Here is a 17873-nt window from a genome sequence, read left to right on the forward strand (position 1 = left end):
CCCGCCCGAGTTATTTGCGCTATACTAAAGAGGTGAAGCGAATATCATCGACGATACGTGTGTGGCTGCTGGCCGCCGTACTGTTTGGCGGCGCACTGTCCTTGCAGCCGAGCATCAGCCTGGTAATGCTCGATTTTCCGTCATTCCGCATTGGACTATATCAAGTGGCGGTGATCGGCGTGGTTGGCTGCGGTCTTGGCATAATGGTGCGCCAGCGACTGTGGCCTCGGGGGCGATGGTGGTGGCTGAGCATTGGTATGCTGGCTGTCACCAGTATCGTTGGGCTGTTATTATCCTATGTCCGAGCGCGTACCGCATTATATACGGCATCGCTCTTGCTGCTACTGCTGACCGCGGCGTGTGCTGCCCTGATGTACCGGGCGTTATCGACGAGTGATCGGCGGCGCCTCATGACAATTGGCTTGTGGAGCGGCATCGTGTTTGGTGTGTTAGCGGTGCTGCAGCTCATCTTTGCTCACGTTGAGCCAACGGCGTTTGGTACGCTCTGCTCGGGCTGTCATGCTGGCGTGTTTGGCTTTGTCAGGATCAATCTGTTTGCCGCTGAGCCGCAATTTTTAGCAAGCAGCTTACTGCCAGCCCTGTTCGTTGGACTGTGCTGGCGAGAGCGACGGCGACTGGCTGGCTGGAGCGTTTTTGGTAGCAGCGTGGCAATCAGCCTGACGTTTTCGCGCGGCGCGTTTATCGCGATAATTGGTGCGGGTATCGTGTATGGTATCGTCCGCTGGTGGCAGCGGTGTAGAAGCGGGTCTCGTTCTATTGACACCGTGGAGCCTATTCGTCGTGATACGTGGCGTCAACTCGGCATCATCACGGCCGGATTCGTGATTGGATGCACTCTACTGCTGGTATCAGCGGCGGTTCGCTATCACAACACACCGCATATTGCCTATAATACTGCAGTGAGCATGCTTGACCAGTTGTCGCTCGGCCGCATTAAATTACCGCAAAAAAATACCATCCCAACGCCGGGCAGCACGCCCTCACCGCAAGCACCACCAACCAACGAGACCACGGCACCGCAATCATCACCGTCACCGCCCACCACCCAGCCAAACCCGCTCGCACCATCAGCCAATTTCCAGCCATCGGGTTTCGTCGTCGCTTCGGCTGATGATCGACTCAATGCCGCCCAGCTGGCACTCCGAGCCTGGGCGTCAAGTCCGCGCACCATACTCTTTGGGACTGGCCTTGGCAATCTCGGCAGTTTTATCCAACATCAGCTGCATCAACCGGTGTCGACCGACCATACAGTGTATATTTTCTACATTTTGCTGCTGAGTAATATCGGCGTTGTCGGCATGATACCGCTACTAGCGCTGCTCGTCGTCACGCTATGGCGCAGCGGCCAATGCTCGTCAAAGCCATGGGGGCAATTTGCCCTACTGCTCACAGCAGCTATCGCTATCCACTTTTGGTTTTTTGGCAGCTTGATCAACTCGGTACATTGCCTTGCATGGATTGGTATTTTCTTGTATAATCACCCCAAAGGTCATGAAGAAGAACTCTGATTTTTACTTCAAATTGGTGTTGATCGGGCTGGACGTACTGGCGCTAGTTGGTGCGTTCACGGCGGCATACATCATGCGCGTATCACTCGACACGCGACCCTTCCATGTGCAAATCGGGGCACTGGAGTTTATCACGTCGATTGTGCTAATGCTGCCGCTGTGGGTTGTCTTGTTCTCATTTTTTGGGCTATACGACCGTGAGCACTACATTCATCCGCTGCGCGAGTTTTGGCGGCTGGGCATGGCGGCAGTTTGCGGCATTATGATGATGATTTCCTTTAGCTTCTTTAGCAACACACCGCTATTTCCGGCCAAGATGGTGGTGATTTATGCGCTGATCATCAGCTTTATTATCTTGCTCATTCTGCGTAGCGCTGCCAATATCGTCAGGCTACATCTGCTGCGCAAAAACATTGGCATCAAGCGCGTGGCGCTGGTTGGCAATGCCGAATCGACGCGGACGCTAGCTGAATTTATCAGTGCCCACCCCTCAACCGGCTTTCACCTCAGTGCTATTGTATCCAAAGATGAGCTCATTCCGCCACGACTCAAGGGTTTGCGGCGCTCGACACTGGCATCGGCGCTGACTCGCGATAAAATTGACGCCATTATCCAGACCGACACCACCCGCAGCGAAGCGCACTATAACTTGGCCGAGCAGCACTATCTCGATTTTTATCAAGCGCCGGCCCTCGATGGCCTGATGACGGCGCGCCATACGGTCGAGATTATCAATTCCGTGCCGCTGGCATACATTCACCCAACACCGCTGGCTACCGGCTACGGACGCGTGGTCAAACGGCTGATGGATCTGATCGGTGCGACCATTGGCATCATCATTACCTCGCCGATTATGCTGCTAGTGGCAATCGCTGTTAAGCTCGGTGACCCGCGTGGCCCCATCCTGATGCATGGGCAGCAGCGGCGACGCTTGACCCAGTTTAATCGCCCGTTCAAGGTGTATAAATTTCGCTCGCACTACGCCAAGTTTGATGGCAAGACCGACGAGGAAGTATTCACGATGATCGGCAAGCCAGAGCTGATCGACGAATATCGCCAGAACGGTGATAGGCTCAATCACGACTTTCGCGTCACGCCGGTTGGTCGTTTCATTCGCCGGTTTAGCCTCGACGAGCTGCCGCAGTTATTTAATGTTATCAAGGGCGATATTAGCCTCGTTGGGCCGCGGGCGCTGGTGCCGCACGAGCTGAGTAACTACGAGAAAAAGCACACGCTGCTGACGGTCAAATCTGGCCTGACCGGCCTGGCGGTTGTGTCGGGGCGACGTAGTATCGGCTTTGAAGAGCGGCGGCGACTGGATCTTTATTATGTGCAAAACTGGAGTTTGTGGCTGGATATCACCATCCTCCTCAAGACCTGCCTGGTCATCTTTAAGAAGGAGTCGTGATGCGCGCCCAGCCGACCATCGCGATCGTTCACGACTGGTTGTATGGTGGTGGCGCCGAGCAGGTTGTCCTGGCGCTACACCAGCTCTATCCTGATGCTCCGATTTATACCTCGTACTGCTCCCGAACGTGGCGGAAAAAACTTGATAACAAGGTGATAACTGGCTATTTGCAGCATTGGCCATTTGCCCAGCTCAGGCGACTACTGCCAGTGCTCAGGCAGCGGTGGTTTGCGCGGCTGGATCTCGGGCAATTTGATATTATCATTTCCAGCTCTGGTAACGGCGAGGCCAAGTTTATCCGAACCACCCGCCCCGATCAACGACATATCTGTTATTGTCATACGCCGACGCATTTTTATTGGCGGCACTACCAGGAATACCTGCGTCGACCGAGCTTTCGACCGCGGTGGCTGGCGCGACTGGGCTTGCGGCTGCTAGTCCGGCCCCTCCGGCGACGTGATTATCAGGCGGCGCAGCGGGTTGATGTTTTCTTGGCTAATTCCACCGCCATTCAAGCTGATATCAAGCAATTCTATGACCGAGACAGTATCGTCGTCTTTCCGCCGGTACAAACAACCAGCTTTATGGCGCTCGCAAAAACCAGGCCACGCTCCGTCACACTACCCACCCGGCCGCGCTGCCTGGTGTGGGGGCGACTGGTGCCGATGAAGCGGCTGGATTTGGTGATTGAGGCCTGTCAGCAACTTGGTTGGCCGCTCGACATCATGGGCGATGGGCCTGATCGCGAGCAGCTAGAGAAGCTAGCGGGCGAATCAACGCGCTTTCTTGGCTACGTCAGTGACGAGGCCCGGGCTGCCGCCATTCAACAAGCCGACTTATTTATCTTTACCGCCCACGAAGATTTTGGTGTCGCACCAGTCGAAGCCTTGGCCGCCGGGCTGCCAGTAGTGGCCTACCAGGCTGGTGGCGCACTGGATTATATCAACCCCGGTAAGAACGGCTGGTTTTTTACCGAACAAACGGTCGAGAGCTTGGTGGCAACGCTCCAGACACTACCCGACCAGCGAGTCTCGCCGCGGGCTATCACCGCCTCCGCCAAACCATTTGCCGAGCATGCCTTTACACTCGCCATCAAGAAAATTGTGACTAACGAAAGGAGAGGTACTCATGCGCATCGCCATTGATGCTCGGACACTACGGACGAGCACCGGCCGTTACGTCGAACGGCTGATTCACTATCTACAAAAAATTGATAACAGGAACGACTATATTATCTTGCTCAAGCCAAAGGACATGGACAGCTGGCAGGCCGATAACCCGCGCTTTCAAAAAGTCGCCTGTCCATTTGCTGAATTTTCGTTTGCCGAGCAACGAGGTTTTAAGAAACAGCTGGAGGAGCTGCACCCAGATCTCGTGCATTTTGCGATGGTTCAGCAGCCCGTGTGCTATCACGCCAGCCCAGTCGTCACCACCATGCAAGACCTGACCACCGTTCGGTTCAACAACCCCGACAAGAACCCGGCAGTCTTTTGGGTGAAACAGCAAATTTATAAATGGGTCAACAAAAAAGTCGCCCGAAAATCGGCTCATATCATCACCATTTCTGAGTTTGTGAAGCGTGACTTGGTGGATTTTACCGGGGTTAGTCCAGACAAGATTACCGTGACACTCGAGTCCGCTGACGAGCTACCAAAGGGCAATGATCCGATCAAGGAGCTGGTTGGAAAAAAGTTCATCATGTATGTTGGCCGACCGACACCGCATAAAAATTTGCGGCGGCTGATTGATGCATTTGAATTATTGCAACAAAAACACCCCGAGCTGATACTGGCGCTGGCTGGCAAAAAGGACGGTAACTACGCTCGCCATGAGGCATACGTTACTGAACGCGGTATCACAAATGTCGTCTTCACCGGTTTTGTGTCGGACGAGCAGCTGCGCTGGATGTACGAGCATACGGCTGTCTATTGCTTCCCGTCACTAAGCGAGGGCTTTGGTCTACCCGGCCTTGAAGCCATGCTGCACGGCGCACCGGTCGCCTCGAGCACCGCCACTTGCCTACCAGAAACCCATAGCGAGGCAGCTCACTACTTTGATCCGTATAGCGTCGAGGACATGGCGCGGGCAATTGACGAACTTTTAACTGACGAGAAACGGCGCCGTGACCTCATCAAGAAGGGTAAACAGCACGTCAAAACCTTCTCGTGGCAGCGAATGGCCGAGCAGACGCTGGCGGTGTACGAACAGTATGGCCGCCAGAGTGCCAACTCATAGAGGACGATCCTGGCTCATCCACACACGAGGCACTTACGTCTGCAACCATAACTTTTTAGACTGCGGCTCGGCTACTGGGCTATTTTTGCAATTTCTTCGCGATGTCGCCACACTTGGCGGCCACATCCCGCCGTGCCACCAACACACCGTCTGGTGTGTTGACCACCACCACATTATCAAGGCCGATGACTGCTACTGGCTTATCCGGCTGCTCGTTGCGAATATAGGTACTAGCGACGTCAATGGTATGAATGTTGTCACCGTATGCGTAATTACCCGACTCATCCTTGGCGACCGCGTCGTGTAGATCCTTAAAATTACCGATGTCCATCCAGTCAAAGCTAGCCGATACCATAGCCAGCTGATGAGCTTTTTCGATCAGGGCGATGTCGATGACTTGATTGTCCAGTGCCAGGTACGCGTGATTGTAGGCCTCGCTACCAAAGTCAGCAATTGACGCCAGCGTCTGATAGTTCGACCACAAATCTGGAGCGCTCTGCTGCATTTCACGCATAAACACCTCGACTGAGCCAACGAAGTAGCCGCAATTCCACAGATAATTTCCCGACTCAACATACTGCTTCGCTGTCTCGTAATCAGGCTTCTCTTTGAATGACTCGACATTATAGACGCCCGCTTGAACATCAATCACCCCATCGCGCTGAATATAACCAAAGCCAGTTGACGGGAAGGTCGGCTCGATGCCAATCAGCGTAATACACTGCTGCTCGGTTGACACCTGACCCGCCGTAGCAAACGAGTGGGCAAACCCCTGGACGTCACGTACATTATGATCGGAATGAATAAAGGCAATCGGCTCAGTCCGGTCATGGTGGCGATTGATATAATCCAGAGCCAACACGATACAGTGCGCCGTCCCCCGCCGTCCCGGCTCGATCAAAAAGGCCTCGTCCGGTAGCTCCGGTAGCTGCGCCTGCAGCGCCCCAGCGTGGCTCGCCTCGGTCACCACGTAGATAGTATCACCAAGCTTTCTGGCCCGGTCATAGGCTTGTTGGACCATGGTGCGCTCTGATGTGAGAGCTAATAGTTGTTTGGGTTGAGTGGAGGTTGAGAGTGGCCAGAGGCGCGTGCCTGAGCCACCGGCGATAATGACGATAATCATAATGGTCATTATACAATATTCATCATCTCATGTATAATGAGGCTATGACAAAGATGCTAGTCACGGGAGGCGCGGGGTTCATTGGCTCGAATTTTGTGCATTATACCGTCAAACATAAGCCAGAATACGACATCACCGTTATCGACAAACTAACGTATGCGGGTAATCGCGCTAATTTACAGCCAGTGGCTGACCAGATCGACTTTGTGGAAGGTGATATTTGCGACGCAGAGTTGATGGATAAATTAGTGGCTGAAAATGATATCATCGTGCATTTCGCCGCCGAAAGCCATAATGATAATTCTCTGCGCAACCCGCGGCCGTTTGTCGAAACCAACGTGGTCGGTACTTACACAATTCTTGAAGCTATCCGCAAGCACGGTAAGCGCCTACACCACATCTCGACCGACGAAGTGTTTGGCGACTTGGAACTCGACGATCCAAACCGCTTCACTGAAGATACGCCGTACAATCCGTCCAGCCCCTACTCCAGCACCAAAGCATCTAGCGATATGCTGGTACGTGCTTGGGTTCGCAGCTTCAATGTCAAAGCGACAATTTCCAATTGTTCCAACAACTACGGCCCCTACCAACACATCGAAAAATTTATTCCGCGCCAAATCACCAATATCTTGAGCGATATCAAGCCCAAGCTGTACGGCACTGGCGAGCAAGTTCGCGACTGGATTCATGTCGATGATCATAATGCTGCCGTCCATCTCATCCTAGAAAAAGGCAAACTGGGCGACACCTACATCATTGGTGCCGACAACGATCACGTCAACAACAAGATGGTGATTGAACTGATTTGCGAGCTGATGGGTAAAGGTAAAGATTGGTACGAGCACGTCAATGACCGCCCCGGCCACGACATGCGTTATGCCATGGACTCCAGCAAACTACGCCGCGAACTAGGTTGGCGGCCTGAATACACCGATAACCAAACTGGCATGCACGACGGTCTACTGCAAACCATTGAATGGTACCGCGATCACGAAGATTGGTGGAAAGCGCAAAAAGAGGCCGTTGAGGCAGCTTATGCAAAGCAGGGGCAATAGAGAATGGTTGCTACAAAAGATATATATTCTCAGCGCGAAATGAACTTTTGCCGACGATGCGGCACAGCACTGAATCAAACATCTGGCGGGTTTTGGGTCTGCGATAATCAGCATAGTATTTTTAACAATCCCCTGCCAACTGCTGGGGTATTCTTTTTGACATCTGACAGACAACATGTCGTATTGTCCCGGCGAGCTATTAATCCCGGTAAGGGTATGGTTGATTGTATCGGTGGTTTCCTAGAAGCGGGTGAAAGCATTGAGGATGCTACACATCGTGAAATCACCGAAGAAACAGGGCTAACGAAAGAATGGTATAGCCCGCTCACCTACTTCTGCTCAGTACCTGCGACCTATCATTTCCAGGGTGAAGACCTACCAGTCCTCACCAGTCTATTCTGGGCAATCCTGCATACCGATGCACAACCGAAACCAGGCGATGACGTTGCTGAAATAGTCACGTTACCGCTTGACGGAATTAACCCCGAGATCGTGTTCAATGATGATATTAGAAAAGGTTTTAAAAAGTTCTTGGAGGAGGAAGTATGAACTTTGACCCATCAAATTATAACGAACTCACCGTCACTGAGTCACCAATCCCAGGATTATTTGTAATCACAATGCCTGTCCACGGTGATAATCGCGGCTGGTTCAAAGAAAACTACCAAAAGGAAAAAATGGAAGCACTGGGACTGCCGTCATTTGACATTGTGCAAAACAACATCAGCTTTAACGATAAAGCCGGTGCTACCCGCGGCCTCCACGCCGAGCCGTGGAACAAATTTATCTCCACCGCCAATGGACGCGTCTTTGGTGCTTGGTGTGATCTACGTCAAGGCGACAGCTTTGGTCAGGTCTTTACCCACGAAATCAACCCAGGCACGGCTATCTTCGTACCGAATGGCGTCGCGAATGGCTTTCAGACATTAGACGACAACGTTGCTTATACTTATCTTGTTGACGCTCACTGGTCACCAGATGCTAAATATACCTTTGTGAATCTGTTCGACCCGGAGCTTGGTATTGATTGGCCGATCAACAAGGACCAGGCAATTATTTCTGAAAAGGATGCTGCTCATCCGCTACTTGCAAACGTAATCCCAATGGAGGTTTAACATGGATAACAGTCATATTTTTATCGTCGGCGCCAATGGTCAGCTTGGTACTGCACTACGACAACGATACCCAGGCAGCCGATCTGCTGATGTAGGCGAACTTGATATTGCAGACCGCAATTCAGTTGAATCGTTTGACTGGTCAGGTATTTCGATCATTATGAATGCTGCCGCTTTCACCAATGTTGATGGTGCCGAGGCTTCAGAAGGACGCGTTGCCGCCTGGAAAGTAAACGCATCAGCAGTCGCAAACCTTGCCCGAGTCTGCCGCCAGCACGACATGACTCTCGTGCATATTTCCAGCGATTACGTCTTTGACGGCACGAAAGAACCCCACGCTGAAAATGAGCCGTTTAGCCCACTCAATGTCTACGGCGAGAGTAAGGCTGCTGGTGATCTCGTTGTTGAACAGCTAGAAAAATTCTATCTCCTCCGCACCACCTGGGTTATCGGCGAAGGTAAAAACTTCGTTCGTACCATGTTGGGACTCGCCGAGAAGAACATCTCGCCGACGGTGGTTAGCGATCAAATTGGCCGCCTGACATTCACGAGCGAACTCGTTCGGATTATTGATCATCTGTTAACTACACGGGCACCCTTCGGCACATACAACGCCACAAACGATGGCCCGCTTGCTTCTTGGGCAGACATCACCCGCCGTATCTTTAACCTAGCTGGACGTGACGACCTCACCGTTACTGACACGACAACCGCTGAGTACTTTGCTGGCAAAGAAGGCATTGCTCCTCGACCGCTCGGTAGCGATATGAGTCTCGACAAACTACACGCAACCGGTTTCATTAGCCACGACTGGACCGAAGACCTTCGTCAGTATATCAACAACGAGCAGCAGTCAGCCCACGCCTAGCGGGCTGCTGCCTCCTCTTGAATCTCTTTTGCTAATTTAGCCAGATTTTTTCTTGGTATATCTTCGTTACCAAAATAGCCACCACCAATAACGTGTTCAAGTTTTTCGAGGTGATCTTGATAGTCTGAACCTTGGACATTACGAAGCCACTCCCTGCCTTTTCTAAATGATGCAAGCTCACGATTACACGAATCGTGGAGAGTTTCCTTATCCGGCAGCGCCGCATCACTTTCAACAAATACGAGTGGAACATTTGGAGGAAATATCTTGTCAGCAATCCACATTGTGCGCGGCAAGTGATCTTGACCAGCAACGATCACGAGCGGAGTTTCCTCACTAAACTCAAAGCCATAAACACCATTCTCAATAGCAGTCGCAACATTGAGGAGGTTAGTATTCGTATCAACCGAATCGGGTTCCTCTATCACGCGATCCGCTGGTACGCCATGTTCTAGGGCTGACTCTTTCATAAGTACCGACTCACCAGTTCGTGGATAACTTTTGTACTCTTTAAGAAATGCTTTTGCTACCTCGTAGTTATTATCGGCATCGACCCCACACTTGGCCATAATATTATGAAACGCTTGGTGCGCTAGTTTGGATTTTACCTGCATCTGTTTGGCAACTTCATTAAAAATACCAAGATCCTTGTCTGCCAACAGCCGAAGCATCTGCCCCTCTGATATATGAGTAACGTCCTCGACATTCACGCCTGCAGCCTCAGCCAGAACTGGCAATGCAAACATCATATCAATATAGCGGTTGTGCATCCAAGCGGTAGGAATGACTTTTACATCTTCATTGCCTAGCTTACATGCCTCATGAAACAACTCGCTTGAAGTGGCAACATTCGACCGAGCGGATGCCGTGTCCGTAGTGTTTCGCTCTGGAAACGCTGGGTCATGATTTGGATCAACTACAATTTCACGACCAACACAAATGACTGCGCCCGCTGTTTTGAGCGCCTCTTTCACCGCCGCATTATTCCTGTCAACACTGGTAATATTATTATAACCAAAACTGTCTGGCACAAATGGTACGTAAGTAATGTCGCGCTTGCCGCCCAACGCCTCGGTAACTTCGCACATTAGCTGATGATGAAAGGCATAATCCTCATATTGCCGATCAGACTCTTGTACTGCTGTATTAGGTACCGAGGTCTGTTCCGGAGAGCCGGTGGCCTGTCCCTCAGACGGAACAGTGTTACCGTGATGAAATGTGTCTCTTTCTGGCATGTAGTAGTTTCCTTTTAGAGATAGAAGCTTCTCGCTGAAGACTATCTCATACAATACGTGTTTTACGATTTAGACTTTAGCAGATTTAGAGGAAAAAGTCAAGGATGATTCCTTGTATCACTTGGTGAAATATATGTTATAGTGGGTATGTAACACGAAGGAGGTTTATGAAAGGAATTATCTTAGCGGGTGGATCAGGTACACGATTGTGGCCAATTACCAAGGCAATCAGTAAGCAGCTGATGCCGATCTACGACAAACCGATGGTCTACTACCCCCTTACAACACTGATGCAAGCTGGGATTCGTGATATTTTGATTATTACCACACCCGAAGAGCAAAGCGGCTTTCAACGACTACTGGGTAATGGTTCACAGTGGGGTATCAACTTACAATACGCCGTGCAACCAAGCCCAGACGGTCTCGCCCAGGCGTTCATCATTGGTGAGGAGTTTGTCGGTGACGATAAGGTGGCCTTGGTACTTGGTGACAATATTTTTTACGGCGCGGCACTTGATGATTCGTTACGGGCATGTACCGATCCGGAGGGCGGTGTCGTCTTTGCGTATGAGGTGTCTGATCCGGAACGCTATGGCGTCGTCGAGTTTGACAAAGACAATCAAGCAGTGTCAATTGAAGAAAAACCGGCCCAGCCAAAGTCAAACTTTGCGGTGGTTGGACTTTATTTCTATGACAACGATGTGATTGAAATTGCCAAAGGCGTTCAGCCGAGCGATCGTGGCGAGCTAGAGATTACTTCAGTCAACGCTGAATACCTACGCCGTGGCAAATTAAAAGTGCAAGCACTTGATAACGGTGATGTCTGGCTTGATACAGGAACTATCAGCAGCCTAACCGACGCCGAGGACTTCGTTCGTGTCGTTCAAACCCGTACTGGGCAAATCGTTGGTAGTCCAGAAAAAACTGCCTTTCAAAATGGTTGGATTACTCGCGAGCAGCTCGAGAAACTTGCCAAACCGCTCAAAAAATCAGGGTATGGAACATACTTGGTCTAGGATGTTCTACCCTATTTTTGGTAACTCACTACTGTAAAATTGATTTATCGTATACTAAGCAGCCATACTATTTACGGCTGCTTAGTCTATAAACAAGTCTGGAACAGTGCCGCTACTTTTCTTCGATATTTTTTCTCTTGGTAAAAATAACTAATCGAAACACTAGAAAGTTCCAAACCGCAAAAATTGCCGTTATGACAACCTTTGCCCACTGAATCTCTAATATATGGAAGTTAACGAGCGCATCAACTGCCGCCGAAGTAGCGAACAGGTTAAATACGCTCAGCAGCACATAGAGGATAATTTGTGTTTTTAGTGAGAAACGGTCATGTTCGTTGTGGCGAAAAACCTGTTTACGATTCATGGGGAAATTAAAGAAAAATCCAGACAAAAAACCAATACCACTTGCTAAAAACACCGGCAAGTGAGCGCCGTGATAAAGAATGTACGTCACCAACGTATCAATCAGTAACGTTACACCGCCAACAACACCAAACAAAAATATCTGGAAACTAATATTTTTCATACTGCCTTTATTAATCATAGCACACTCAACAACGATACATGTTTTATAGTATAATGAAAGGTATGTATAGAAAATTAGAGACCGCAGTTGTTATACCTTGTTATAACGAAGAAAAAATGATCACTCAAACGATCAAGAAATTACCAAAGTACATTGACCATGTTATAGCCGTTAATGATGCCAGCACTGATGACACCATTGGGGTTCTAAATAAATTAAAAAAGCAAAATGATCGACTGATTGTCGTTGACAACGAAACAAATCAAGGTGTCGGCGGCGCTCTCATCGCAGGATATAATTACGCTATTGAGCAGACCAAAGCGACCGCTATCGGGATCGTGGCGGGCGACGACCAGTTTGACTCGACATACCTCGAAGCAATGCTAGACGATTTTATCGATCAATCAGCAGATTACGTGAAAGCTAGCCGCTTCTTCCACCGAGAAGCCTTTAAGACTATGCCAAAATACCGGCAATTCGGCAATATTTTCATATCATTGCTAACAAAATTCTCGACTGGATATTATTCTATCACAGACATCACTAATGGCTGCGGTTGGCTACGCCGCGACATAATTGAAAAGGTCGATTTCTCCATAGTTGAAAAGCGCTACGACTATGAAACCAGCATGCTGACCGCCTTATCCATAGTCAATGCTAAAGTTATTGACCACGCCGTACCAGCTCATTACGGTGATGAGAAGTCAACTATTAAACTAATCCCAACCGCTTGGCGTAACCTCAAGGCCGTATGGAAGGGTTTTTGGCGACGAATTTACTATAAATACGTCCTGTATGGATTTCATCCCGTAGCCCTGTTCTTGTTTACTGGTATGTTTTTCTTGATTATCTCGCTGTTAATTGCAGCTTTCTTGTTGTATGTTAAATTATTCGCTCATCAATCACCGACCGCTGGCAGCGTTATGCTAGCTGTACTACCATTTATTTTAAGTGTACAGCTAGTTTTAACAGCGCTCACCATTGATGTCTCTAATGAGAACAACAATTTTAAGAAATAAACTACAGCTTGATATTGTTTACATCGCCGATACCATCAACGAGATGGTTTGGATGCATGGCTGATAAAAATTCCTCGTTACGAATACCGCTCATAAGGGCGATGCTGGTTGCACCGAGCTGCTGAGCCGCCGCGATGTCTGCTTCGGTGTCGCCAATGATAACGACTTCACTTGGCTTGTCCACTGTTTGCCTGACGATATCCGCCTTTTTCAGCAGCGTCCCCTCTTTCGTGTCGCTATGGCCCGACAAAATCTTTTCAAACAAATGCCGAATTCCCAAATGTTCAATCTGCCAATCAAGAGCATTTGCATTTCGTCTCAAGCTTAATAGATACAACTTGTTATCGTTTGCCCGTAACTGCTCTAGTGTGCGCAAACTATCCTTAAAGAGTTCATCCGCACCCAATTCTTCTTGCGACTCGATTCGGTCAATAAACAACTTGAGATATGCATCTTTTTCATTAATGCTCAGGCCGCTCAGTGGTAGTAGCCTGTCCCAAGACAGGTTAGCGCGCTTCATTTCCCAATATTCTTCTTTGTTAAGCGGAGTCCCGCCCAGCGCCTTAACACATTTTTCATAAACCCGATAGTGTCGCGGGGCAATATTAACCAACGTACCGTCAAAATCAACGAATATATTTTTATTATTTATACAATTTCTCCATTTCTTTAAGTTTATCTGGAAAAAACACTTCAGGATGATAATTAAGTAACTTCTCCGCTCGAGATATATCAATGACTATATCAGAACCACCGTCTTCAGATAAAACAATGATGCGGCTTGTTGACTGCGTACTATCAACAATTGTCTGAGCCGTCTCCCGAATAGAAATACCCCGACCCGTACCAATATTAACAACCCCAGCACCGTTCGCATTCACCGCACAGATAATGCTGCGGGCAACATCATCAGTATGTACATAATCACGCAGTACATTTGCGCCACGAATCGTCAAATCATCACCAGCTTTCGCTGCTCGAATAAAGTTTGGTATCGCTCGGGCGATAGAGTCATACCCGCCATACATTACCGAAAACCGCAAAATAGTTAGTTCTTTATTCAGCTTTTTTGCGTACGACTGGGCAATGAGTTCACTAGCCAGTTTAGTAGAGCCATAGTACGAACCGCCAGCGATGACATTATCCTCTGTGATTGGGCCGTGGATTTTTGATTGATCATATACCTCTGCTGTGCTACCGATAATAATCTTCTCAGATTTCTCACCAAAATAAGTTAATAGATTAATTGTTGCATCTATATTGCCCAGTCTTGCATTCTCAAGTGTGTCATCAGCAGCTGTTTTTGGTACAAATGCCGCCAAATGGACAATGGCATCAAATGCCTCATCGCTCACCTGCTTGACCGCTGACTCTACACTTTTTTGATCTGCTAAATCACACTGGATCCAGCGCTCAGTGAGATTGGCTGGTTGAGACCGGCCCAAACAAACAATCCCCCAATCAGCCGGCGCCATTTCTAAGAAACGTCTACCAACGAAGCCCGAGGCTCCCGTAACAAGAAGTTTCATTACAACTCCTGAAGAATACGGTCGCGCTCGGCAACACCCTCTTCAACTGTTTTCATATCTGACAAAACCGGCTTAAAGTCCATACCGCGTATCCATACTAGATCATCAGGTAGCGGGTTAGTGTTCTTGTCTAGCTTTGGTACATCTTCGCCATACCCAAGCTTCACAAACATTTCTGGCATATTTAGGCCCGCTTGAGTAAAGAATTCGTGTGTTGTAAAGAAGCGACCGATGTTAATCTCTGTTGGGTTTGGTATACCATTTTTGTCATACGCCATATCAACGCCAAACAAACCATCTGGTTTATCATCAACTGCCAACACTGCTCGACGTGCAATATCATCCAGTTCGTCACTTGAATACGTAACGCCCGTACCAGTGGCGCCGGTCACGCCAGACGGTGAAATCTTTGCCAATTCCCAATATAGCCGCTTACGGCCCTGCGCCACGACCAATTCGCCATCTTTCCAGAGAGACATCCACGTAACCGTTTCTGGCTCAAGTAACTCAGACACAGTAAAGTTACCATCCCATGAGCCATTTTTTTCTTGAAAATCGAGCCAGTTTTTAGCGCTCTTAACATCGTGAACCGGAAGCGACCCACGCCCACCAGCACCCGATATAGCCCGAATCCACATCGAGCCGCCCATCTCCTCGAGGAGCGCAGCCAAGTCAGTATCTCGGCCTTCTATCAGCTTAGTCTTTGGCACCTTAATGCCAGCCTTTTCCCAGAGCTTAAATGACTCAAACTTATCTTGCAAAATTTTCACCGTTTCCTTAGCCGGGAAAAATGTCTTGGCATTGATCTTTTCTCGATTTTCACTCAAGAAACCGACCTCGACATCATTCTGTGCGTGGACAAATTCAATCTTTTCTTTTTCGATAACGTAGTTCAAGAAATCAGTATATTTTGGGTCGCTCGCAAGTGGCGCCAGGTACCTGGCATCAACTTCAGCACGCTGCAAATAATACTTATCTGCATCTGTGCCAACAATATAATATTCTTCATCAGCCGCCCTTAGCGAGCGAATAAAGTTTGCTGATGGCGAGCCGCCAGCTCCTGTGACTAAAATTCGTTTCATAATACTTAACTCCTTTCCTTACTATTTTTCAAATGGTGCAATAGCCTCTAGCGACACCCTTAGCGCCTCACGAGCATCACTTGGATCAACTATCGCGGCGGTACGGCCCATTGCCTTCGCCAGAAAAGCTTTTAGCTCAGCGGCGAGCGGCTCTTCAAAATCAACCTTAATAATTCGCTTTTCTGGATCGCCAACCTGCAACACAAACTCTGTGAAACCTTCTTTTTCGATCTTTTTCATATTGTGTTTGTAGTAGACAAGTTCCTGAGTAATATAATTTGCCTCCAGATAACCGAGCGATCCGGTCAAAGCAATTTTGCGAATCTTCACTGGTGTGAGCCAATTGGCCTGAATAAACCCAGAAGCCCGACCGTAATCCATTAGTATCTCCGCCGAATCAATCTTTCTACTGTGGCGAGTGCGTGAGCCGTGACTAGAAATAGATTTTGGTTTTTGGCCCAAAAGGTAGTTCGCTATATCAACATCGTGTACTGCTAAGTCAATGATGACATCAGTTTTTGGCTCCACCGCTGGAAATCCACCAACGCGTTTACATACCACCGAGGTGATCTCGCCAATGGCATCGTCGTCAACCATCTGTTTCAACTTCTTGATGACTGGATTAAATCGCTCAATGTGACCAACCGTAAAGGTAACGTTATTCTTCTTAGCACAAGCAATCAACTTGTCAGCCTCTTCCACCGACGAGGCAATCGGCTTCTCAAGCATACAGTGAATACCTCGCGACATAACTTCCGTAGCCACCTCAAGATGAAATGGTGTTGGCACCACCACAGAAACCGCATCAGGTCGCGCCTCTTCAAGCATCTCTTTGTAGTCAGTAAAGAATTTCGCCTTATAATCCTCAGCGAGAGATTTTGCCTCAGGATTTACGTCGGCAATTGCTACTAGCTCTGACTCTGGAAGCATGAAATAGTTACGAACGTGGTTTCTGCCCATGTTACCAGTACCAATGACGGCGACCCTCAATTTCCCCTCTTGTTTATTGGCCATTGATAGACTCCTTGATCGCCGCGACGATTACCTCAATATCTTCATCTGTAACCTTTGGATGAACCGGCAGAGATACAACTCGTGCCGCCAAGTCTTCAGCCACTGGGAAATCACCGACCTTATAGCCAAGCTTTGCGATATGTGGATATACGTGCAAAGGCTTTGGATAGTAAATACCAGCCCCAACACCCTTGTCCCTCAAGGTGGCAATAAATTGATCTCGTTGTATGTTTTTGTCTAGTAAAATGGTGTATTGATGATATACATGGTTTCGATTGTCGCTAACGGTCGGCGTTTTAATGCCCGCAACGCCTGCTAAGGCATCATTTAATTTGTGAGCATTTTCTTGACGTTTCTTTGTGAAGTATTCTACCTTCTTCAACTGTTCAATAGCAATAGCACCGTGCAAATCTGACATACGATAGTTATATCCCAAATCTGCGTATTCGTATGGCGCAACCATACCGTGTTGCCTAAACGAACGAATCGCTGCTGCAGCCTCATCACTATTTGTCGTTACGATACCACCTTCGCCACACATAATATTCTTGGTGGCATACAGAGAGAAACAACCGAAATCACCCAACGCGCCAGCTTTTACTCCTTGATATTCTGCACCAATGGCCTGGCACGCATCCTCAACAATTTTTAAGTCGTACTTTTTGGCAATTTCCTGTAGCTTGGCCCAATTACATGGCTGACCATACAAGTCAACTGGCACGATGGCTTTTGTTTTTTCAGTAATAGCAGCTTCTATCTTAGAAACATCGATATTGAACGTTTCTTCATCAATATCTACAAGGACTGGTCGAGCACCCAACATTACTATCGGGTTAATAGTAGCAATAAAGCTATACGGCGTAGTAATGACCTCATCGCCTTCTCTCACACCAGTAGCATACAAGGCACAGTGAATAGCTGCCGTACCACTGTTTACTGCTAACGCATGTTTTACCCCGCAATACTCCGCCCAGTTCTTTTCTAGCTCGGCAACCTTTGGCCCCTGAGCCAACATGCCTGATTCTATAACTTCATTTACCGCCCGACGCTCTTCCTCTTCGATAACTGGCGCTGCTATACTTATCATGTATATAATCTCCTCTCTTACTCCTATTC

16 protein-coding genes and 1 pseudogene are annotated in these 17873 nt (G+C 48.7%); 9 read left to right on the top strand and 8 right to left on the bottom strand.

Annotation, left to right across the window (positions count from 1 at the left end):
- Positions 1 to 32: 32 nt before the first annotated feature.
- Genes GWK74_04880 through GWK74_04895 form a run of 4 tightly spaced genes read left to right on the top strand, consistent with a single transcriptional unit; the run spans position 33 to position 5172 of the window.
- On the top strand, positions 33 to 1529 hold the full coding sequence (locus tag GWK74_04880; GenBank protein ID QHU90805.1) for a hypothetical protein: 1497 nt from the start codon (positions 33 to 35) through the stop codon (positions 1527 to 1529).
- Positions 1513 to 2937, top strand: coding sequence for an exopolysaccharide biosynthesis polyprenyl glycosylphosphotransferase (locus GWK74_04885; protein QHU90806.1), 1425 nt, complete (start codon positions 1513 to 1515; stop codon positions 2935 to 2937). The genes GWK74_04880 and GWK74_04885 overlap by 17 nt, the downstream gene beginning before the upstream one ends.
- A complete protein-coding gene (locus GWK74_04890; protein ID QHU90807.1) occupies positions 2937 to 4082 on the top strand; it encodes a glycosyltransferase in 1146 nt (381 codons plus the stop codon). Before GWK74_04885 ends, GWK74_04890 begins: the two co-directional genes overlap by 1 nt.
- Positions 4066 to 5172 (top strand): glycosyltransferase, encoded by a 1107-nt coding sequence (locus tag GWK74_04895; protein QHU90808.1) that lies wholly within the window; start codon positions 4066 to 4068, stop codon positions 5170 to 5172. Before GWK74_04890 ends, GWK74_04895 begins: the two co-directional genes overlap by 17 nt.
- A gap of 79 nt (positions 5173 to 5251) precedes the next feature.
- Here the strand turns inward: GWK74_04895 and GWK74_04900 are convergent, their stop codons facing one another.
- Positions 5252 to 6295: an NTP transferase domain-containing protein gene (locus GWK74_04900; protein QHU90809.1), complete on the bottom strand. Its 1044-nt coding sequence runs from the start codon at positions 6293 to 6295 to the stop codon at positions 5252 to 5254.
- A 53-nt stretch (positions 6296 to 6348) separates the two neighbouring features.
- On the opposite strand from GWK74_04900, the gene rfbB reads away from it, so the two are divergent.
- The 3 genes and pseudogenes from rfbB to GWK74_04915 all read left to right on the top strand — a co-directional run bounded on the left by rfbB (position 6349) and on the right by GWK74_04915 (position 9336).
- Positions 6349 to 7353 carry a dTDP-glucose 4,6-dehydratase gene (gene rfbB, locus GWK74_04905; protein QHU90866.1) on the top strand — a complete coding sequence of 335 codons (1005 nt, stop codon included), beginning with the start codon at positions 6349 to 6351 and terminating at the stop codon, positions 7351 to 7353.
- Between the two features lie 3 nt (positions 7354 to 7356).
- On the top strand, positions 7357 to 7902 hold the full coding sequence (locus tag GWK74_04910) for an NUDIX domain-containing protein (GenBank protein QHU90810.1): 546 nt from the start codon (positions 7357 to 7359) through the stop codon (positions 7900 to 7902).
- Positions 7899 to 9336 (top strand): annotated as a pseudogene (locus GWK74_04915) (sugar nucleotide-binding protein). The gene GWK74_04910 and the pseudogene GWK74_04915 overlap by 4 nt, the downstream one beginning before the upstream one ends.
- Here GWK74_04915 and GWK74_04920 read toward each other — a convergent pair.
- Positions 9333 to 10571, bottom strand: coding sequence for a hypothetical protein (locus GWK74_04920; protein QHU90811.1), 1239 nt, complete (start codon positions 10569 to 10571; stop codon positions 9333 to 9335). The pseudogene GWK74_04915 and the gene GWK74_04920 sit on opposite strands and share 4 nt — an antisense overlap.
- A 167-nt stretch (positions 10572 to 10738) precedes the next feature.
- On the opposite strand from GWK74_04920, the gene rfbA reads away from it, so the two are divergent.
- A complete protein-coding gene (gene rfbA / locus GWK74_04925; protein QHU90812.1) occupies positions 10739 to 11587 on the top strand; it encodes a glucose-1-phosphate thymidylyltransferase RfbA in 849 nt (282 codons plus the stop codon).
- A 112-nt stretch (positions 11588 to 11699) separates the two neighbouring features.
- Here rfbA and GWK74_04930 read toward each other — a convergent pair whose 3' ends face one another.
- Positions 11700 to 12113, bottom strand: a complete 414-nt coding sequence (locus GWK74_04930) for a hypothetical protein (GenBank protein QHU90813.1) — start codon at positions 12111 to 12113, stop codon at positions 11700 to 11702.
- A gap of 62 nt (positions 12114 to 12175) precedes the next feature.
- Between GWK74_04930 and GWK74_04935 the strand changes: the two genes are divergently transcribed.
- Positions 12176 to 13132, top strand: coding sequence for a glycosyltransferase (locus tag GWK74_04935; GenBank protein ID QHU90814.1), 957 nt, complete (start codon positions 12176 to 12178; stop codon positions 13130 to 13132).
- 1 nt (position 13133) lies between these two features.
- Here GWK74_04935 and GWK74_04940 read toward each other — a convergent pair whose 3' ends face one another.
- Genes GWK74_04940 through GWK74_04960 form a run of 5 tightly spaced genes read right to left on the bottom strand, consistent with a single transcriptional unit; the run spans position 13134 to position 17844 of the window.
- Positions 13134 to 13745 carry an HAD hydrolase-like protein gene (locus GWK74_04940; GenBank protein QHU90815.1) on the bottom strand — a complete coding sequence of 204 codons (612 nt, stop codon included), beginning with the start codon at positions 13743 to 13745 and terminating at the stop codon, positions 13134 to 13136.
- A gap of 31 nt (positions 13746 to 13776) precedes the next feature.
- Positions 13777 to 14661: an NAD-dependent epimerase/dehydratase family protein gene (locus tag GWK74_04945; protein QHU90816.1), complete on the bottom strand. Its 885-nt coding sequence runs from the start codon at positions 14659 to 14661 to the stop codon at positions 13777 to 13779.
- On the bottom strand, positions 14661 to 15743 hold the full coding sequence (locus tag GWK74_04950; protein QHU90817.1) for a carboxylate--amine ligase: 1083 nt from the start codon (positions 15741 to 15743) through the stop codon (positions 14661 to 14663). Before GWK74_04950 ends, GWK74_04945 begins: the two co-directional genes overlap by 1 nt.
- 21 nt (positions 15744 to 15764) lie before the next feature.
- Positions 15765 to 16757, bottom strand: a complete 993-nt coding sequence (locus GWK74_04955; protein ID QHU90818.1) for a Gfo/Idh/MocA family oxidoreductase — start codon at positions 16755 to 16757, stop codon at positions 15765 to 15767.
- Entirely contained in the window at positions 16747 to 17844 is a 1098-nt protein-coding gene (locus tag GWK74_04960; GenBank protein ID QHU90819.1) for an aminotransferase class V-fold PLP-dependent enzyme, read from the bottom strand. The genes GWK74_04955 and GWK74_04960 overlap by 11 nt, the downstream gene beginning before the upstream one ends.
- Positions 17845 to 17873: the final 29 nt, after the last annotated feature.

The organism is Candidatus Saccharibacteria bacterium oral taxon 488 (assembly GCA_010202115.1).
In the GTDB taxonomy this organism is placed as follows: domain Bacteria; phylum Patescibacteriota; class Saccharimonadia; order Saccharimonadales; family Saccharimonadaceae; genus Nanosynbacter.